Annotated in this window: 14 protein-coding genes and 2 tRNA genes; 12 read left to right on the top strand and 4 right to left on the bottom strand. The window is 67.7% G+C overall.

Going from position 1 to position 15,335, the window contains the following annotated elements; all coding sequences use genetic code 11:
* The first annotated feature begins 5 nt into the window (after positions 1 to 5).
* The 6 genes from AZSP09_RS01170 to AZSP09_RS01145 all read left to right on the top strand — a co-directional run bounded on the left by AZSP09_RS01170 (position 6) and on the right by AZSP09_RS01145 (position 5,229).
* Positions 6 to 296, top strand: a complete 291-nt coding sequence (locus AZSP09_RS01170) for a cytochrome C oxidase subunit IV family protein (protein ID WP_043799579.1) — start codon at positions 6 to 8, stop codon at positions 294 to 296.
* Positions 296 to 1,087, top strand: a complete 792-nt coding sequence (locus tag AZSP09_RS01165) for a CbbQ/NirQ/NorQ/GpvN family protein (RefSeq protein WP_130458797.1) — start codon at positions 296 to 298, stop codon at positions 1,085 to 1,087. Before AZSP09_RS01170 ends, AZSP09_RS01165 begins: the two co-directional genes overlap by 1 nt.
* Positions 1,088 to 1,096: 9 nt before the next feature.
* Positions 1,097 to 1,501: a hypothetical protein gene (locus AZSP09_RS01160; protein WP_014238131.1), complete on the top strand. Its 405-nt coding sequence runs from the start codon at positions 1,097 to 1,099 to the stop codon at positions 1,499 to 1,501.
* A gap of 22 nt (positions 1,502 to 1,523) precedes the next feature.
* Positions 1,524 to 2,516 carry a 4Fe-4S binding protein gene (locus AZSP09_RS01155; protein ID WP_152088921.1) on the top strand — a complete coding sequence of 331 codons (993 nt, stop codon included), beginning with the start codon at positions 1,524 to 1,526 and terminating at the stop codon, positions 2,514 to 2,516.
* Positions 2,517 to 2,608: 92 nt separating this feature from the next.
* Positions 2,609 to 4,456 (top strand): nitric oxide reductase activation protein NorD, encoded by a 1,848-nt coding sequence (locus AZSP09_RS01150; RefSeq protein ID WP_152088920.1) that lies wholly within the window; start codon positions 2,609 to 2,611, stop codon positions 4,454 to 4,456.
* A 32-nt stretch (positions 4,457 to 4,488) separates the two neighbouring features.
* Positions 4,489 to 5,229, top strand: a complete 741-nt coding sequence (locus AZSP09_RS01145; RefSeq protein ID WP_014238134.1) for a Crp/Fnr family transcriptional regulator — start codon at positions 4,489 to 4,491, stop codon at positions 5,227 to 5,229.
* A gap of 12 nt (positions 5,230 to 5,241) precedes the next feature.
* Here the strand turns inward: AZSP09_RS01145 and AZSP09_RS01140 are convergent, their stop codons facing one another.
* Entirely contained in the window at positions 5,242 to 5,976 is a 735-nt protein-coding gene (locus tag AZSP09_RS01140; protein WP_152088919.1) for a S1 family peptidase, read from the bottom strand.
* A gap of 227 nt (positions 5,977 to 6,203) precedes the next feature.
* Here AZSP09_RS01140 and AZSP09_RS01135 point away from each other — a divergent pair, with 227 nt between their 5' ends.
* Genes AZSP09_RS01135 through AZSP09_RS01125 form a run of 3 tightly spaced genes read left to right on the top strand, consistent with a single transcriptional unit; the run spans position 6,204 to position 8,382 of the window.
* Positions 6,204 to 6,725 (top strand): PAS domain-containing protein, encoded by a 522-nt coding sequence (locus AZSP09_RS01135; protein WP_152088918.1) that lies wholly within the window; start codon positions 6,204 to 6,206, stop codon positions 6,723 to 6,725.
* Positions 6,700 to 7,995, top strand: a complete 1,296-nt coding sequence (locus AZSP09_RS01130; RefSeq protein ID WP_152088917.1) for a methyl-accepting chemotaxis protein — start codon at positions 6,700 to 6,702, stop codon at positions 7,993 to 7,995. Before AZSP09_RS01135 ends, AZSP09_RS01130 begins: the two co-directional genes overlap by 26 nt.
* Before the next feature lie 18 nt (positions 7,996 to 8,013).
* On the top strand, positions 8,014 to 8,382 hold the full coding sequence (locus AZSP09_RS01125; RefSeq protein WP_014238138.1) for a response regulator: 369 nt from the start codon (positions 8,014 to 8,016) through the stop codon (positions 8,380 to 8,382).
* 177 nt (positions 8,383 to 8,559) lie between these two features.
* Here AZSP09_RS01125 and AZSP09_RS01120 read toward each other — a convergent pair whose 3' ends face one another.
* Positions 8,560 to 10,158, bottom strand: a complete 1,599-nt coding sequence (locus AZSP09_RS01120) for a cytochrome D1 domain-containing protein (protein WP_152088916.1) — start codon at positions 10,156 to 10,158, stop codon at positions 8,560 to 8,562.
* Complete coding sequence (nirJ, locus tag AZSP09_RS01115) at positions 10,155 to 11,318, bottom strand: heme d1 biosynthesis radical SAM protein NirJ (protein ID WP_152088915.1); 1,164 nt, start codon at positions 11,316 to 11,318, stop codon at positions 10,155 to 10,157. Before nirJ ends, AZSP09_RS01120 begins: the two co-directional genes overlap by 4 nt.
* 212 nt (positions 11,319 to 11,530) lie before the next feature.
* On the opposite strand from nirJ, the gene AZSP09_RS01110 reads away from it, so the two are divergent.
* A complete protein-coding gene (locus tag AZSP09_RS01110; protein WP_152088914.1) occupies positions 11,531 to 12,277 on the top strand; it encodes a tRNA pseudouridine(65) synthase TruC in 747 nt (248 codons plus the stop codon).
* Positions 12,278 to 12,293: 16 nt separating this feature from the next.
* Here AZSP09_RS01110 and rnr read toward each other — a convergent pair whose 3' ends face one another.
* A complete protein-coding gene (gene rnr, locus AZSP09_RS01105; protein WP_442858679.1) occupies positions 12,294 to 14,681 on the bottom strand; it encodes a ribonuclease R in 2,388 nt (795 codons plus the stop codon).
* A 139-nt stretch (positions 14,682 to 14,820) separates the two neighbouring features.
* Here rnr and AZSP09_RS01100 point away from each other — a divergent pair.
* Together AZSP09_RS01100 and AZSP09_RS01095 are read left to right on the top strand one after the other, a co-directional pair.
* Positions 14,821 to 14,907 (top strand) — tRNA-Leu (locus AZSP09_RS01100).
* A 244-nt stretch (positions 14,908 to 15,151) separates the two neighbouring features.
* Positions 15,152 to 15,238: transfer RNA gene (locus AZSP09_RS01095), tRNA-Leu, on the top strand.
* The last annotated feature ends 97 nt before the right edge of the window (positions 15,239 to 15,335 follow it).

Here is a 15,335-nt window from a genome sequence, read left to right as displayed (position 1 = left end):
GAACCATGGACAACCTGACCCACGTCGCCGCCCCCTACAGCACCCGCCGCAGCACCATCGTCTGGCTGCTGCTGATCGCCGCCACCCTGGCCACCTGGACCGTCGGCGAGGAAGGCATCAGCGGCCCCGCCGCCGTCGCCAGCCTGCTGCTCATCGCCGCCTTGAAGAGCCGGGCGGTGATCCTCGACTTCATGGGCCTGCGCCACGCCCCCCTGCTGTGGAAGGGCATCACCCTCGGCTGGGTGGTCCTGGTCTGCGGCCTCATTGCTATCGCCTACTGGAAAGGAATGCCCTGATGGACATGGCCGCCACCCTGCCCTTCTACGACGCTGCCGCCGATGAAGTGGAAATTTTCGAGCACGCCTGGAAGAACCGGCTGCCCCTCCTGATCAAGGGCCCCACGGGCTGCGGCAAGACCCGCTTCGTCGCCCACATGGCGGCCAAGCTGGGCCTGCCCCTGTTCACCGTGGCCTGCCACGACGACCTCACCGCCGCCGACCTGGTGGGCCGCCACCTCATCGGCGAAGGCAAGACCCTGTGGTGCGACGGCCCCCTCACCCGGGCCGTGCGCGAAGGCGGCATCTGCTACCTGGACGAGGTGGTGGAAGCGCGCAAGGACACCACCGTGGTGCTGCACCCCCTGGCCGACGACCGCCGCATCCTGCCCATCGACCGTACCGGCGAGGTGCTGGAGGCGCCGGATTCCTTCATGCTGGTGGTGTCCTACAACCCGGGCTACCAGAACCTGATGAAGGGCATGAAGCCTTCCACCCGGCAGCGCTTCGTCTCCCTGCGCTTCGACTTCCCCGGCAGCGCCCGGGAGATCGCCATCCTGCGCGGCGAAACCGGCTGCGACGAGGACCTGGCCAAGCGCCTGGTGGCCATCGCCCAGGCCCTGCGCACCCTCAAGGACCAGGACCTGGAGGAAGCCGCCAGCACCCGCCTGCTGGTCTACGCCGCCACCCTGGTGAAGGCCGGCATGGACCCGGTCACCGCCTGCCGCGCCGCCATGGTGGAAAGCCTCACCGACGACGTGGAAACCGCCGGCGCCCTGATGGAAATCGTCAACGCCACCTTCGGCCGCTGACCTACCGCCATGGCCAGCCCCAGCGCCCCTGCAGACAACCCGGAAGGCACCGGCCTGGCCATCGCCGCCGAGGCCCTGTTCCTGGTCAATCTCCTGGCCCTGCCGGGCCTGGCCTTCGCCGCCCTGGCCTGGCTGTGGTGGCGCCACGGCGGCACGGCGCCCCTGCTGGCCCGCCAGCACCTGCAGCAGACCTTCTGGGTCAGCGCCTGGGGCGGCCTGCTCATCGTCACCCTGTCCGCCGGCTTCATCGCCCTGGGCGGCCTCAACTGGGAATGGACCTGGGTCGCCGTCATCCTCTATTTCACCTGCGTCCATTCGGCCCTGGTGGTGGGCGGCATCGTCGGCCTGGCCAGCGCCATGGCCGGGCAGCCCTGGCGCTTCCCCCTGATCGGCCCGCGCCTGCCCCGGGCCTGACGGCCCTGCCTTTCCCATTTCCATGAACCAGCGCGTCATTCCCATCATTCCGGCGGCCCAGGCCGTGGCCGGCAACCAGCGCGTGCAGCGGCAACGGCTGGCGGCCCAGATGGGCTTCTTCGTCCTCTTTGCCCTGGCGCCGGTGTTCGACCTGTTCCGCTACGACCTGGCCCGCGGCCACGCCCTCTTCCTCACCTTCGAATGGCGCCTGGGCCTGGACCAGTTCCTGGCCGGCCGCATCGGTGCCGGCGAAGCGGCCTTCAACGTCCTCACCCGGCTGTTCCTGCCCATTCTCGCCGGCGCCGCCGTCTTCCTCTGGGCCGCCTGGAAATGGGGCCGCCTCTACTGCGGCTGGCTGTGCCCCCACTTCTCCGTGGTGGAGACCATCAACCGGGTGATGATCCGGGCCTCGGGCAAGCACAGCCTGTGGGACAAGAAGCCCATCTCCCCCTGGCGCCCCGACGGCACCCCGGCGCCCCGGGGCCCGATCTGGTGGCTGGCGGTGCTGCCCCTGGCGGTGGCCTTCGCCTTCGTCTGGGCGGTGGTCTTCCTCACCTACCTGCTGCCGCCCATGGAGGTTTACGCCAACATCTTCAACGGGGAACTGACGCGCAACCAGCTCATTTTCATCGCGGCCGCCACCACGGTCATTTCCCTGGAATTCCTCTTCGCCCGCCACCTCTTCTGCCGCTATGCCTGCGCCGTCGGCCTGTTCCAGAGCCTGGCCTGGATGGGCAACAAGGACGCCCTGGTGGTGGGCTTCAACCGGCAGCGCACGGCCGAATGCGCCGACTGCCTGCCGGACCGGCAATCGGCCTGCGACGCCGTCTGCCCCATGCGCCTCAAGCCCCGCACCCTGAAACGCATGATGTTCGCCTGCACCCAGTGCGGCCAGTGCCTGGACGCCTGCGCCCAGAGCCAGGGCCGCCAGGGCCAGCCGCCCCTGCTGCAGTGGGTGGAGGCGGAGGCGGCGCGGCAGAACGAGGCCGGATTTTCCGCGGTGGACCGGCCATGACCAGGCACCGCCCCAAGAACCGCATGGATAAAGGGCCCCAGGCCGGCGCTCAGGCCCTCGCGGCGCCCCTGGCGGCCCATTAAGGAACGGCCATGGAAGAATTCGTCGGCAAACTCTGGCACCGCTGGATCACCCAGGCCGCGGGCGACCACTACCCCAAGGCGGCGGTCAAGCTGAAGGAAGTGGAACGCACCGCCGGCATCCTCTTCCGCGCCTTCGGCGGCGACCCCGGCCTGCGCGTCGCCGCCGCCGTCGAAGTGCGCCACGGCGCCCGCCGCCGCTGGCTGTCCCGGGTTGCCGGCAGCGACGAAAAGGCCACTCCCGCCACCCTGGATCTGGCCACCCTGCGCCTGCCGCCGGAAATCGCCGCCTTCCCCGACGCCGCCCTCAACCGGGACCTCTACCTGTGGCTGGCCGCCCTGGCCGCCGCCGGCCAGCAGCCCGGGGCCGCCGCCGAGGCCGATCCCTGCCGGCGCAACCAGGCCGCCACCCAACGCGCCCTGGCCTGCTGGCCCGGCCTGGCGCCCCGCTACCGGCGCCTGGTGCAGGCCCACCTGGCCCAGCGCCTCAACCCCGACAGCCTGCCCGCCGCCGAACGGCCGCGGGAAGAGGCCATCCGCCGCGCCCTGCTGGAGCCGGGCAGCGTCGATGCCCTGCCCCGCTCCCCCGTGCCCTCCCGCCCGGTGATGCTGTGGCTGGGCGACTTCGGCACCGAGCCGCACGGCGCCACCCAGCCCAGCCGCGAGGCGCCCACCGAGGACCAGGCCGGCAGCCAGCAGCTGAAGGAAGAGGAGGAGCGGCGCGCCCACCAGACCGAGCGGGTGGAAATGCCGACGGAGAAGAACGGCATGCTGATGATGTTCCGGGCCGAGAGCATTTTCAGCTGGGGCGAATACGTGAAGGTGAACCGCCCCACCGACGACGACCCCAACGAGGACGCGGTGGCCGCCGCCAACGACCTGGACCAGCTGGCCCTGGCCGACGACAGCGAGAAGGTGGCCTCCAAGGTGCGCTTCGACCTGGACCTGCCCTCCGCCGCCGAGGACGACGTGATCCTGGGCGACGGCATTCCCCTGCCCGAATGGGACTACCGCAAGGGCCAGCTGCTGGAAGAGCATGTGCGCCTGCTGGAAGTGACGCCCCAGGCCGCCAGCGACAGCGCCCTGCCCTTGCGCCTCGCCCGCACCGCCCGCCGCCTGCACCAGCAGTTCGCCGCCCTGCTGCCGGCCCGGCGCTGGCTCAAGGGCCAGCCCGACGGCCAGGAACTGGACGTGGATGCGGCAGTGCGCGCCCACGCCGACCGGGCCACCGGCGGCCACCCCACGGATAACCTCTACCTCTCCCTGGAAAAGCGGGAGCGGGACCTGGCCTGCCTGGTGCTGGCCGACCTCTCCCTGTCCACCGACACCTGGGTCAGCGACGAGGCCCGGGTCATCGACGTGGTCAAGGACGCCCTGCTGCTGTTCGGCACCGCCATGGGCGCCACCGGCGACGCCTTCGCCCTGTGCGGCTTCTCCTCCTTGAAGCGCAGCCAGGTGCGCTTCTCCCGCCTCAAGGATTTCGGCCAGAAGTTCGACGCCGCCGCCCGGGGCCGCATCCTGGCCCTCAAACCCGGCTACTACACCCGCCTCGGCGCCGCCATCCGCCATGCCTCCAGCCAGCTGGCGCGGCAGCCGGCCAGCCGCCGGGTGCTGCTGATCCTCTCCGACGGCAAGCCCAACGACCTGGATATCTATGACGGCCGCTACGGCATCGAGGACACCCGCATGGCCATCATCGAGGCGCGCAAGCTGGGCCTGCAGCCCTTCTGCGTCACCATCGACCGGGAAGGGGCCTCCTACCTGCCCCACCTGTTCGGCCCCGCCGGCTACGCGGTGATCCGCAAGCCGGAGGAACTGCCCCGCCGCCTGCCCCTGCTTTACGCCCAACTGACGCGCTGACCCACCGCCTCCCAGGAAACGAAGGTAAGCCCATGAACAACAGCACCTGCCTCCTGCCCCCGGATTCGGGCACCCCGCCCGATCCCCGCATCATCGCCCTGCTGCGGGAAACCAGCCTCTTCGCCGAACTGGAGGAGCCCGACCTGGAGCGCCTGGCCCGGGGCGTGCGCGAGGTCGAGGCCGGCCGCGGCGACATCCTTTTCCACAAGGGCGACCCCTGCCGCGGCTTCCACCTGCTGCTGGCGGGACAGGTGAAGCTGGCCTTCAATTCCAACCAGGGCAACGAAAAGGTGGTGGAACTGATCCACCCGGGCCAGACCTTCGGCGAGGCGGTGATGTTCATGGAAAAGCCCTACGCCCTCTTCGCCCAGGCCCTGACCCGCTCCCGCCTGCTGCACATTTCCAAGCTGGTGCTGTTCCACGAGATGGACCAGGACCCCCTGCTATGCCGCAAGATGATCAGCAGCCTCTCCCGCCGCCTGCACCACCGGGTGGTGGATGTGGAAGCCTATTCCCTGCAGTCCGGCTGGGAGCGCATCGTCGGCTTCCTGCTGCGCGGCGCCGAGGCGCCGGAGGCCGGCAGCGGCAACTGTCCGCGCCAGGCCGTGGTGCGCCTGCCCAGCAGCAAGGGCAACATCGCCTCCCGCCTCAACCTGACCCAGGAACACTTTTCCCGCATCCTGCACGACCTGGCAGGCCGCGGCCTGGTGGTGGTGGACGGCCGCACCATCCACATTCCCGACGTGGAAGCCCTGCGTCTGGCTTCGCCCTAGGCCGCGCCCGACTCAGTCCCGGGTCAGGGTCAGGAGGATGTCCGCATACCAGGCGCAGTTGAGGCCCAGGGCCTCGTCCACCTCCGCATCCCGTCCGCCCGCATCGAGGCGGGCCGAATGCACGCCCAGCAGCAGCCAGGGCAGTTCGCCCCGGCTCCCGTCGTCGCCGGGCAGGCGCATCACCACCGGCGCGCCGCTGGTGCCGCGGTGGGTGCGGGCGTCGGTGAGGAAATAGCCCTGGCCCTGGAAGCGCAGGCCGAAGGACGAAGCCACCACCGCCTGGCGCGCCACCGGCATGTGGTGCAGCTGGTCGTGGAAGCCCAGGGGGAAGCCGACGATGAGCAGGGAACTGCCCACCTCCACCCGGTCCCGGCGGCCGGCCAGGTGGGCCGGCGTAAAGGCGGCATGGAGCGTGGTCGGCGGCAAGGCCGCCCGCTCGATCTCGATCGCCGCCACGTCGATCTCCCCGGCCCCGTCCTCGCCCTGGCGCCACAGGCTGCGGCCGTCCCGGTAGAGGGGAATGGAAAAGCCGGTGGCGGCGGCCAGGTTGGCCGGATCGGTATGCAGCTCGATCTCGATGCGCTCCGGATGGTGGCCGCTGGCGGCATCGCACAGCACATGGCGGCTGGTGACGAGAAACAGGCGGCTCTCGTCCGGGGCGAAGAAAAAGCCGCTGGCATTAGTCAGGGCCCGGCCGGCGCCGAAAGTGCATACCCGTACTGCCGTCAACAAAATGGATTCGATCATGATCCTGGCACCTTTCGTCCCCAGGCCAAAAAAGGCTCCCGCCGAAGGGGGCGGGCACCGCCTGGAAAGCCATTGTGGGGCAAACCGGAGAGCCTGCCCCGGACATTTGCCGACAGGGCCCCGGCAAAAGGCAAATATCGGCCCCGCAAGCTTTCCAATCCCCGTGCCACAAGGTAGATTACGGCCCCGGGAGGTATAGCTTCTTCCAGACGAGGAGCGAGACAAAAATGAAGGATAAATCCATCGTTCCCACCAATCGGGAACGGGTCATGCGAGACAACGATTTCATCGTCAGCAAGACCGACCTGAGCGGCCGCATCACCTACGGCAACGAGATTTTCATCGAGTTTTCCGGCTACAGCGAAGCCGAGCTGCTGGGCACCCAGCACAACATCATCCGCCACCCGGACATGCCCCGGGCTGCCTTCAACCTGGTGTGGGACACCCTCAAGTCGGGCCGGGAAATCTTCGCCTATGTGAAGAACATGTCCAAGGACGGCAGCTTCTACTGGGTCTTCGCCCACATCACCCCGGACTTCGGCCCCAAGGGCGACATCGTCGGCTACTACTCGGTGCGGCGCTGCCCCAGGCGCAGCGCCATCGACAAGATCGTGCCGGTGTACCAGCAGATGCTGGCGGCCGAAAAGGCCGCCGGCAGCAAAGACGCCATCGCCGCCGGCACCAAGGTGCTGACCGACCTCCTGCAATCTTCCGGAATGAGCTATGAACAGCTGGTTCTCTCACTTTGACAAGCGGCGCTGGCCGCTCCTGATCCTGGTGCTGGCCGGTGCCAGCCTGGCCTTCCTCGACCCGCTCTACGCCCTGCCGGCCCTGCTGCTGGCGGCCCTGCTGCTGGTCCTGCCCGCCGCCTCCCGCCAGGAGCGCCTGAAAGAGCTGAACGCCCTGATGGACAAGGTGCAGAACGGCCTGCTGGTGGAGCGCATGCCCCGCAGCATCGACGATCCCCAGCTCGACGCCATCCGCATCAGCATCAACTCGGCCCTGGACCAGACCGAAACCGCCTTCCGCGAGATGCTCGGCGCCATGGCTGCCTCGACCCAGGGCCGCCCCTGGCGCCGCCTGCATACCGCGGGCCTGCACGGCACCTTCCGCGACGTGCTGGAGCAGATGCAGGGCATGCTCGACCGCCTCGACGAGGCCCGGGAATCCGTGGCCCGGGAGGCCCTGCTGTCGAAGATATTCCTGCGTTCGGAACGGGGCCTGTCCACCGCCATCGGCCGGGTCAGCGAGGCCCTGGAAACCGTGGCCCAGGAATCGGCCCAGGCCGAATCCCTGGCCCGGGCCTTCGCCGAATCCGCCGGCGCCATGTCCGGCGCCGCCGAATCCATGTCCGCCGCCCTCGGTCAGGCCCAGACCTCGGCCCAGCACAGCGCCGAAGCCCTGCACGAGCTGGACGGCAAGACCAACGCCATCCGCCAGCTGACCGGCCACATCGACGCCATCGCCAAGCAGACCAACCTGCTGGCCCTCAACGCCGCCATCGAGGCGGCCCGGGCCGGCGAGACGGGCCGCGGCTTTGCCGTGGTGGCCGACGAGGTGCGCAAGCTGGCCGACCAGTCCCAGAAGGCCGCGGTGGAGATCACCCAGGCCATCGGCGACGTTTCCGGCGCCATGGAAGACGTCTCCCGGCGCATGGAAGAACTGGGAGGCGCCGTCTCCGACGCCCGCGGCACCGCCGACACCTTCAGCCAGGAACTGGCCGGCTCCGCCAGCTCCGCCTCCGTGGTGGAGGAACTGGCGGGCACCATCGGCCAGGGTGCCGGCAGGATGGAAACCTCCATGCGCATGGTGTCCCTGGCCCAGAAGGCCCGGGCCGACGTCAATGCCATCATCAACGGCGAACAGGTGGAAATCGCCAGCCGCTCCGCCACCGAACGGGCGGCCCTGGAACTGGCCGCCACCCGCAAGTGGACCGAAGGCAGCGCCGAGCGGGATGCCCTGGTGGAAATGTACGACGAGCTGTTCGCCTACATCGAAAGCCAGAACGCCGCCCTCTAGGCGGCGTCTGCTCCGGCCATGGCAGCCAAGACCCTCCTGGTGGTGGACGACGTGGAGTCCATGCGCGGCATCCTCACCGCCATCGCCCAGGAGGTGGGCTTTGCCGTCAAGCAGGCCTCCCACGGCCAGGCTGGTCTGGAGATGGTGCAGGCCGGCGGCATCGATGCCATCGTCAGCGACTGGAACATGCCGGTCATGGATGGCGGCCAGTTCGTCCGCGCCCTGCGGGCGGCGGGCCACCAGATGCCGGTGATCATGGTCACCGTGGAAGCGGACCAGAACCGGGTGCGGGAACTGATCCAGACCGGCATCCAGGGCTACATCGTCAAGCCCTTCAAGGCGGAAACGGTGCACCGGGCCCTGGAAAAGCTGTTGCAGCGGCTCTGACGGAACAGCGCCCGGGTTACCGGGCCCCTGCCTCCCCTGGTCACATCCAGGGCGCTGCTGCCCGGCCGGGCAGTTCCCTTCCCATCACTCCTTACCCAGGCCACCCCCACCGCCATCGCGGCAGCAGGAAAGCCCGCCGGGACCCCGAGCGACGGGGCCCGGGCTACCGAGCCCAGCCTAGTGGCTGGTGCCTTCGGAACGGGTGATCTTGTTCCACACGTTGTACTTGCCCACCGGCTTCTTCATGGGCAGGCGCTTCACCTCTTCCAGGGTCCTGGCGTCGTAGATGATCAGGGCGCCGTCCATTTCCCACAGGCTGGCCAGGGCGTAACGGCCGTCCTTGGTGAACTCGATGTGGGCCAGGGTCTTGCCGGGGACGGGCTTGAGTTCCTTGACGATCTCCAGCTTGTCCTTGTCGATCACCTGCAGGGTGTCCTTGGCCGGGCTCATCATGGAATCGACGAAGGCGTAGCGGCTGTTCTCGTGGCTGCGCAGGAAGAAGCCGGCTCCCCGGGTGACGATGTCCTTCACCGGTTTCCAGTCCTTCATGTCGATCACCGTCACCTTGCCTTCCTTGAGGTTGGTGGAGGCCATCACGGTGCGCCCCTGCCAGTTCCAGGTGATGCCGGAGCCCAGGTGGGGCATGCCGGAGAGCTGCAGTTCGGAGACCTTGCGCCGGGCATCCAGGTTCACCACCTGGCCCTTGCCTTCCCGGCTGGTGCCCATCACCTCGGAATAGCTCTGGTCGAAGAAGAAATCGTCCAGGGGATCGGTGAGGCGGGTGCGGCGGGGGTTGAGGAAGCCGGGCACCGAGACCCCTTCCTTGTACTGGTAGTCGTGCACCAGGCCGTCGTAGATGGGATGGGCTTCCGGGTCGTAGCTGATTTCCCAGACCTCGGGCATGTCCTTCATGGCGGCGACGAAGCTCTTGCGCGGGGCGGCGTCGTACACCGCGGAAACCCGGGAGCTTTCCTTGCCGTCGGCGCTCTTCGCCTCCATCACCTTGATCAGGTTGAGGTCGGCGTCGAACAGCACCAGATCCTGGGGCAGGTAGTTGGCGGCCATGACGTACTTGCCGTCGCCGGAAACGGCGGCGTTGCGGGTGTTGATGCCGGCCCGCACCTCGGCCACCACCTTCAGGTTCCACAGGTCGAACTTGGTCAGCCAGCCGTCCCGGGAGGCGAAATACACGAAGCGGCCGTCGGGGGAGAACTTGGGCCCGCCGTGGAGGGCGTAGCGGGACTGGAAGCGGTGGATGGGCTCCAGCTTGTCGCCGTCGAGGATGGAGACGTGATGGTCGCCCCCTTCCACCACCACGAAGAGGTTCATGGGGTCGGCCTTGAAGACGGGCTTGGGCGAGAGGGTCTTCTCGTCCACGTGCTGGATGCGGGAGGCCCGGATGTCCTTCTCCGTCCAGGTGGGCTTGGGGTTCACCGGGGCGTAGGCGTAGTCGGCCAGGGCGGCGATGTCGGCCTCGCTCAGCTGGTCCTTGAAGGCCGGCATCTGGGTGGCGGCCCGCCCTTCCCTGATGGTCTTGAGGGCTTCGGTCTTTCTCAGCCGTTCCAGGTTTTCCGGCAGCAGGGCCGGGCCCATGCCTCCCAGGCGGTCGGCACCGTGGCAGGCGGCGCAGTGCTGCTGGAACAGGGCCGGGGCGTTGGCATCGGCGGCGTGGGCCGGCCGGCTGGCCAGCCACAACGCCCCCAGACCGAGAGGTACGGAAAGCAGCCAGAAGGCCAGGGAGGACGGCCGCCTGGCGGCCTGGACGCGGGTTTTCATAGGGATACCTCGGTTACCTTTTTGACGCCGATTTCTTCGTCGCTGAGATAGCAGGCCGGATCTTCGGCCCAGGGATTGCCGGTCAGCTGCTGGGCCCGCACCCGGGTGTTGCCGTTGCAGATGTTGAGGTAGGCGCAGGCGCCGCAGCGCCCCTCCACGGGCCGCGGGTGCTGCTTGAGGCCGGCCATGAGGGGGTCGGAGAGGTCGTTCCACAAGGTGGAGAAGGGCCGCTCCTTGACGTTGCCCAGGGTGTGGTGCCACCACATGGTGTCCGGATGCACATTGCCCAAGTTGTCGATGTTGGCCACATTGACGCCGCTGGCGTTGCCGCCCCACTGCTCCAGCTTGGCGCGGATGTGGGAAACCTTGTCCGGGAAGCGGCGGGCCACCCAGCGCAGCAGGTACACGCCGTCGGCATCGTTGTTGCCGGTGACGAATTCCTTGTGCAGACCCTTCTGCCGGTAGTCCCAGCAGGTGTCCAGAAGCAGGTCCATGGCCTGGCGGGTGGCCAGGTGATGGGTGTCGGTGGCCCGGTTCTTGTTGCCCCGGCCGGCGTAGTTGAGGTGGGAGAAGTAGAACTTGTCGATGCCCTCGGCCTCGATCAGCTTGAGCAGGCCGGGCAGGTCGTGGGCGTTGTCCTGGGTCATGGTGTAGCGCACGCCCACCTTGATGCCCCGCTCCTTGCACAGGCGGATGCCGGCCAGGGAGGCGTCGAAGGCCCCTTCCAGGCGGCGGAACCTGTCGTGGGTCTCCTTGATGCCGTCCAGGCTGACGCCCACGTAGTCGAAGCCGATGTCGGCGATGGCGTCGATATTGGCTTCGCTGATGAGGGTGCCGTTGGAGGAAAGGCCGACGTAGAAGCCCATGTCCTTGGCGCGGCGGGCGATGCCGAAGATGTCCGGCCGCAGCAGAGGCTCGCCGCCGGAAAGGATCAGCACCGGCACGCGGAAGGACTTGAGGTCGTCCATCACGGAGAACACCTGCTCGGTGTTCAGTTCGCCGGGAAAATCCTTGTCGGCGGAGATGGAGTAGCAGTGCTTGCAGGTGAGGTTGCAGCGGCGCACCAGGTTCCAGATCACCACCGGCCCGGGAGGATTGCGGCGGGGGCCGACGGTGCTGGGGGTCACCAGCTCGTCCATGAATTGGGAGATGCGGAACATTTTTTCTTCCCTGGAGATCGTGGCTGCCATTGAACGCGGGAAGAAATGGGGCGTCGTTGATACGCATCAAGACAGCTGCGGGATGGGCGCCAGGGCGGCCTTCGGCGGATGCGGGGAGGCCGGCGGGAGGCCGGCGGGAAGCCCTCGGGCAGCAATTCCTGCTAGGATGCCCCTCCCCTTTGCCACCACCGTTACCGAGGAAAACCGAGCGGATGCTGCCGATTATCTACCGCGACGAGCACCTGATCGCCATCCACAAGCCTCCGGGCCTGCTGGTGCACCGCTCCCTGGTGGACCGGCACGAGACCCGCTTCGCCGTGCAGCTGCTGCGGGACCAGATCGGCCAGTGGGTCTACCCGGCCCATCGCCTGGACCGGGGCACTTCCGGCGTGCTGCTGTTCGCCCTCAGCAGCGACATGGCCCGGGAACTGGGGCGCCAGTTCGAGGCCCAGACGGTGCACAAGACCTATGTGGCGGTGGTGCGCGGCCATCCGGAGGAAGCCGGCGTCATCGACCATGCCCTCAGCCGCCAGTTCGACGACGGGGAATGGCAGGGGGAGCGCATGAACCGGGAGCCCCAGGCCGCCCTCACCCGCTACCGGCGCCTGGCCACGGTGGAACTGCCGCTGGCGGTGGACCGCTATCCCAGCAGCCGCTACGCCCTGCTTGAACTGGAGCCGGCCACCGGCCGGCAGCACCAGCTGCGGCGCCATCTCAAGCACATCGCCCATCCCATCATCGGCGACGCCACCTACGGCAAGGGCAAGCACAACCGCTTCTTCGCCCAGCACTTCGCCTGCCCGCGCCTGCTGCTGGCCTGCCTGCGTCTGGAAGTGAGACACCCGGCCAGCGGCGCCCCCCTGCTGCTGGAAGCGCCCCTGGAGGGCGATTTCGCCCGGCTGGTGGCCGAGCTGGGCTGGGCCCAGGCCCTGCCGGCGGGACTCGCCGGCCAGACCTGAGACACGGCAACGGGGCCTAGCGCCCCTTGCGGCCGCCGTTGTTGGCGCCGCCCCTGCTGGCGGACTTGCTGCCGCCCTTCGCCCCGCCCTTGCCGCTCCGCTTGGGAGCGCCCGTCTTGGCAGCGGCCGGACTCTTGCCGCGATGACCGCCCTGACCCGGACCGCCCGCTTTGCCGCCAGGGACGGACTTGCCGGGCTTGCCGCCGCCAGAACCCGCACGGGGCTTGCCTTGCGGAGCAGCAGCCCCCAGGGCTGGCTTGCCCGTGGTGTTCTTGCGCCAGGTCACCACCTCGTCGTCGCCGGTCGGACCATCCTTCTTTTCCTGGGCCAGGATGAAGTCGATGCGGCCGGACTCCAGGTCGGCCCGCACCAGCTTCACCCGCAGGCGGTCGCCGAGGCGGAAGCGCTTGCCGCTGCGTTCGCCCAGCATCTGGTGCTTGGCCGGCTCGAAGTGGAAGTAGTCCTCGCCCAGTTCGGAAACGTGCACCATGCCTTCGACGAAGACCTCGTCCAGGGCGACGAAGATGCCGAAGGCGGCGACGCCGGCGATGGTGCCCTCGAATTCCTCACCGATGCGCTCCTTCATGTAGAAGCACTTCAGCCAGTTGTCCACGTCCCGGGTGGCCTCGTCGGCCCGGCGCTCGGTGCCGGAGCAATGCAGGCCGATGTCTTCCCACTTGCCCGGGTTGTAGGTCTCGCCGGCCAGCACGGCCTTGATGGCACGATGCACCAGCAGGTCGGGATAGCGGCGGATGGGCGAGGTGAAGTGGGTGTAGGCCTCGTAGGCCAGGCCGAAGTGGCCCAGGTTTTCCGGGGCGTACTGGGCCTGGCGCAGGGAGCGCAGCATCACCGTCTGCAGCAGCTGGGTGTCGGGACGGCCCTGGATCTTCTCCAGCAGCTCGGCGTAATCCTTGGCCTTGGGCTCGTCGCCGCCGGCCAGGGAGAAGCCGAATTCGCCGAGGAAGGCCCGCAGGTTCTCCAGCTTTTCCGGCGTCGGACCCTGGTGCACCCGGTACAGGCAGGCCTGCTTGTGCTCATGCAGGAAGCCGGAGGCGCAGACGTTGGCCGCCAGCATGCATTCCTCGATCAGGCGGTGGGCGTCGTTGCGCACCACCGGCACGATGTTCTCGATCTTGCCCTGGGCGTTGAACAGCATCTGGGTTTCCACCGTCTCGAAGTCGATGGCACCCCGCTTCTTGCGCGCCTTGAGCAGCACCTGGAAGAGCTTGTAGAGGTTCTGCAGGTGGGGCTGCAGGGCCTGATGCACCTCGTTCTCCGGCTGGCTTTCGCCGGACAGCCAGCCCCACACCTGGTTGTAGGTGAGGCGGGCATGGGAGCGGAACACGGCCGGGTAGAAGCGGTACTTGCCGATGCTGCCGGTGGCGCTGATGTTCATGTCGCACACCATGGCCAGCCGTTCCACGTCCGGGTTGAGGGAGCAGATGCCGTTGGAGAGTTTCTCCGGCAGCATGGGAATGACGCGCCGCGGGAAATACACCGAGTTGCCCCGGTCGTAGGCCTCCTGGTCCAGGGCCATGCCCGGACGCACGTAATGGGAGACGTCGGCGATGGCCACCACCAGGCGCCAGCCCCGGCCCACCTTCTCGCAGAAGACCGCATCGTCGAAGTCCCGGGCGGTCTCGCCGTCGATGGTCACCAGGGGCAGCTGACGCAGGTCTTCGCGGCCCTTGAAGTCGCTCTTCTTGACCTTGTCCGGCACCGCCTTGTTTTCGGCCTGGGCCTCCTTGGAAAACTCGAAGGGCAGGTCGTGCTTGCGCAGGGCGATTTCGATTTCCATGCCCGGGTCGGCATAGTTGCCGAGAATCTCGACAATGCGGCCGATGGGCTGGGAATAGCGGGAGGGCTGCTCCAGGATTTCCACCATCACCACATTGCCGGGCCGGGCCTTGAGCTTGGCCCGCTTGTCGGTCATGGCGGTGGGGGGAATCAGGATGTCCTGGCTGATGCGCTTGTTCTCGGCCACCACGAACTGGATGCCGTGCTCTTCCATGAGCCGGCCCACCAGGCGGGTGTTGGCCCGTTCCAGCACCTCGACGATGGTGGCCTCGCGGCGGCCGCGGCGGTCCAGGCCGATGCAGCGCACCAGCACCCGGTCGCCGTGCAGCACCTTGTCCATCTGCTTGGGCTCGAGGAACAGGTCGTCGCTGCCGTCGTCCGGCTTGACGAAGCCGAAGCCGTCCGGATGGCCTTCCACCTTGCCCGGAATCAGGTCCGCCTTCTCCGGCAGGATGTAGGAGTTCTTGCGGTTGCGCAGCAGCTGGCCGTCCCGCTCCATGGCGTTGAGACGGCGCTGGAAGAGGTCCTCCTCATCCCGGCTGATGTCCAGCAGGGCCACCAGCTGGTCGAAGGAAACGGGGCGTCCCTGGTCCTGCAGCAGCTGCATGGTGTATTCCCGGGACGGCAGGGGAATCTCGTACTTTTGGCACTCCCTTTCAAAGAAGGGATCGTTTTTTCTGGTTTTGGATAGTTTTCTAGTTGACATGGTCTTTATTTACCTTATAATCGCGCCTTCTTCGACACCTGCCCAGGTGGCGGAATTGGTAGACGCACCAGGTTCAGGTCCTGGCGGTGGCAACACTGTGGAGGTTCGAGTCCTCTCCTGGGCACCAGGTTTCAGACATCAAGCCGGCTTTTGCCGGCTTTTTGTTTTTCTGCTTCCCGTTTGCACGGGTTTCCCCAGCCACCGCAATTCCCGCCAGCCGGGACGCACCCTGCCCTGCCATCCGCAAGGACGGCATGGGGGCGACAGCCATGGCAAAAATCGGGTTCTGCAGCGACGGTAAAAAATTAATCATTTTTCCTCTTGCGGTAGTACCGCAGGCTTCATTATAATGCGGGCTCTTTTCGACACCTGCCCAGGTGGCGGAATTGGTAGACGCACCAGGTTCAGGTCCTGGCGGTGGCAACACTGTGGAGGTTCGAGTCCTCTCCTGGGCACCAAGGTTCAGGCAAAGCCGAAAATTCTTCAAGGATTTTCGGCTTTTTGCTTTTCCGGCCCCGCTTCCGCAACGGCTCCCGGTCCAGCGCTGCTCCCCAC

The organism is Azospira sp. I09 (assembly GCF_009177135.1).
Classification (GTDB): Bacteria; Pseudomonadota; Gammaproteobacteria; order Burkholderiales; family Rhodocyclaceae; genus Azospira; species Azospira oryzae.
Note: the sequence above shows the minus strand (reverse complement) of the source record. Positions and strands in the feature narration are given on the sequence as shown.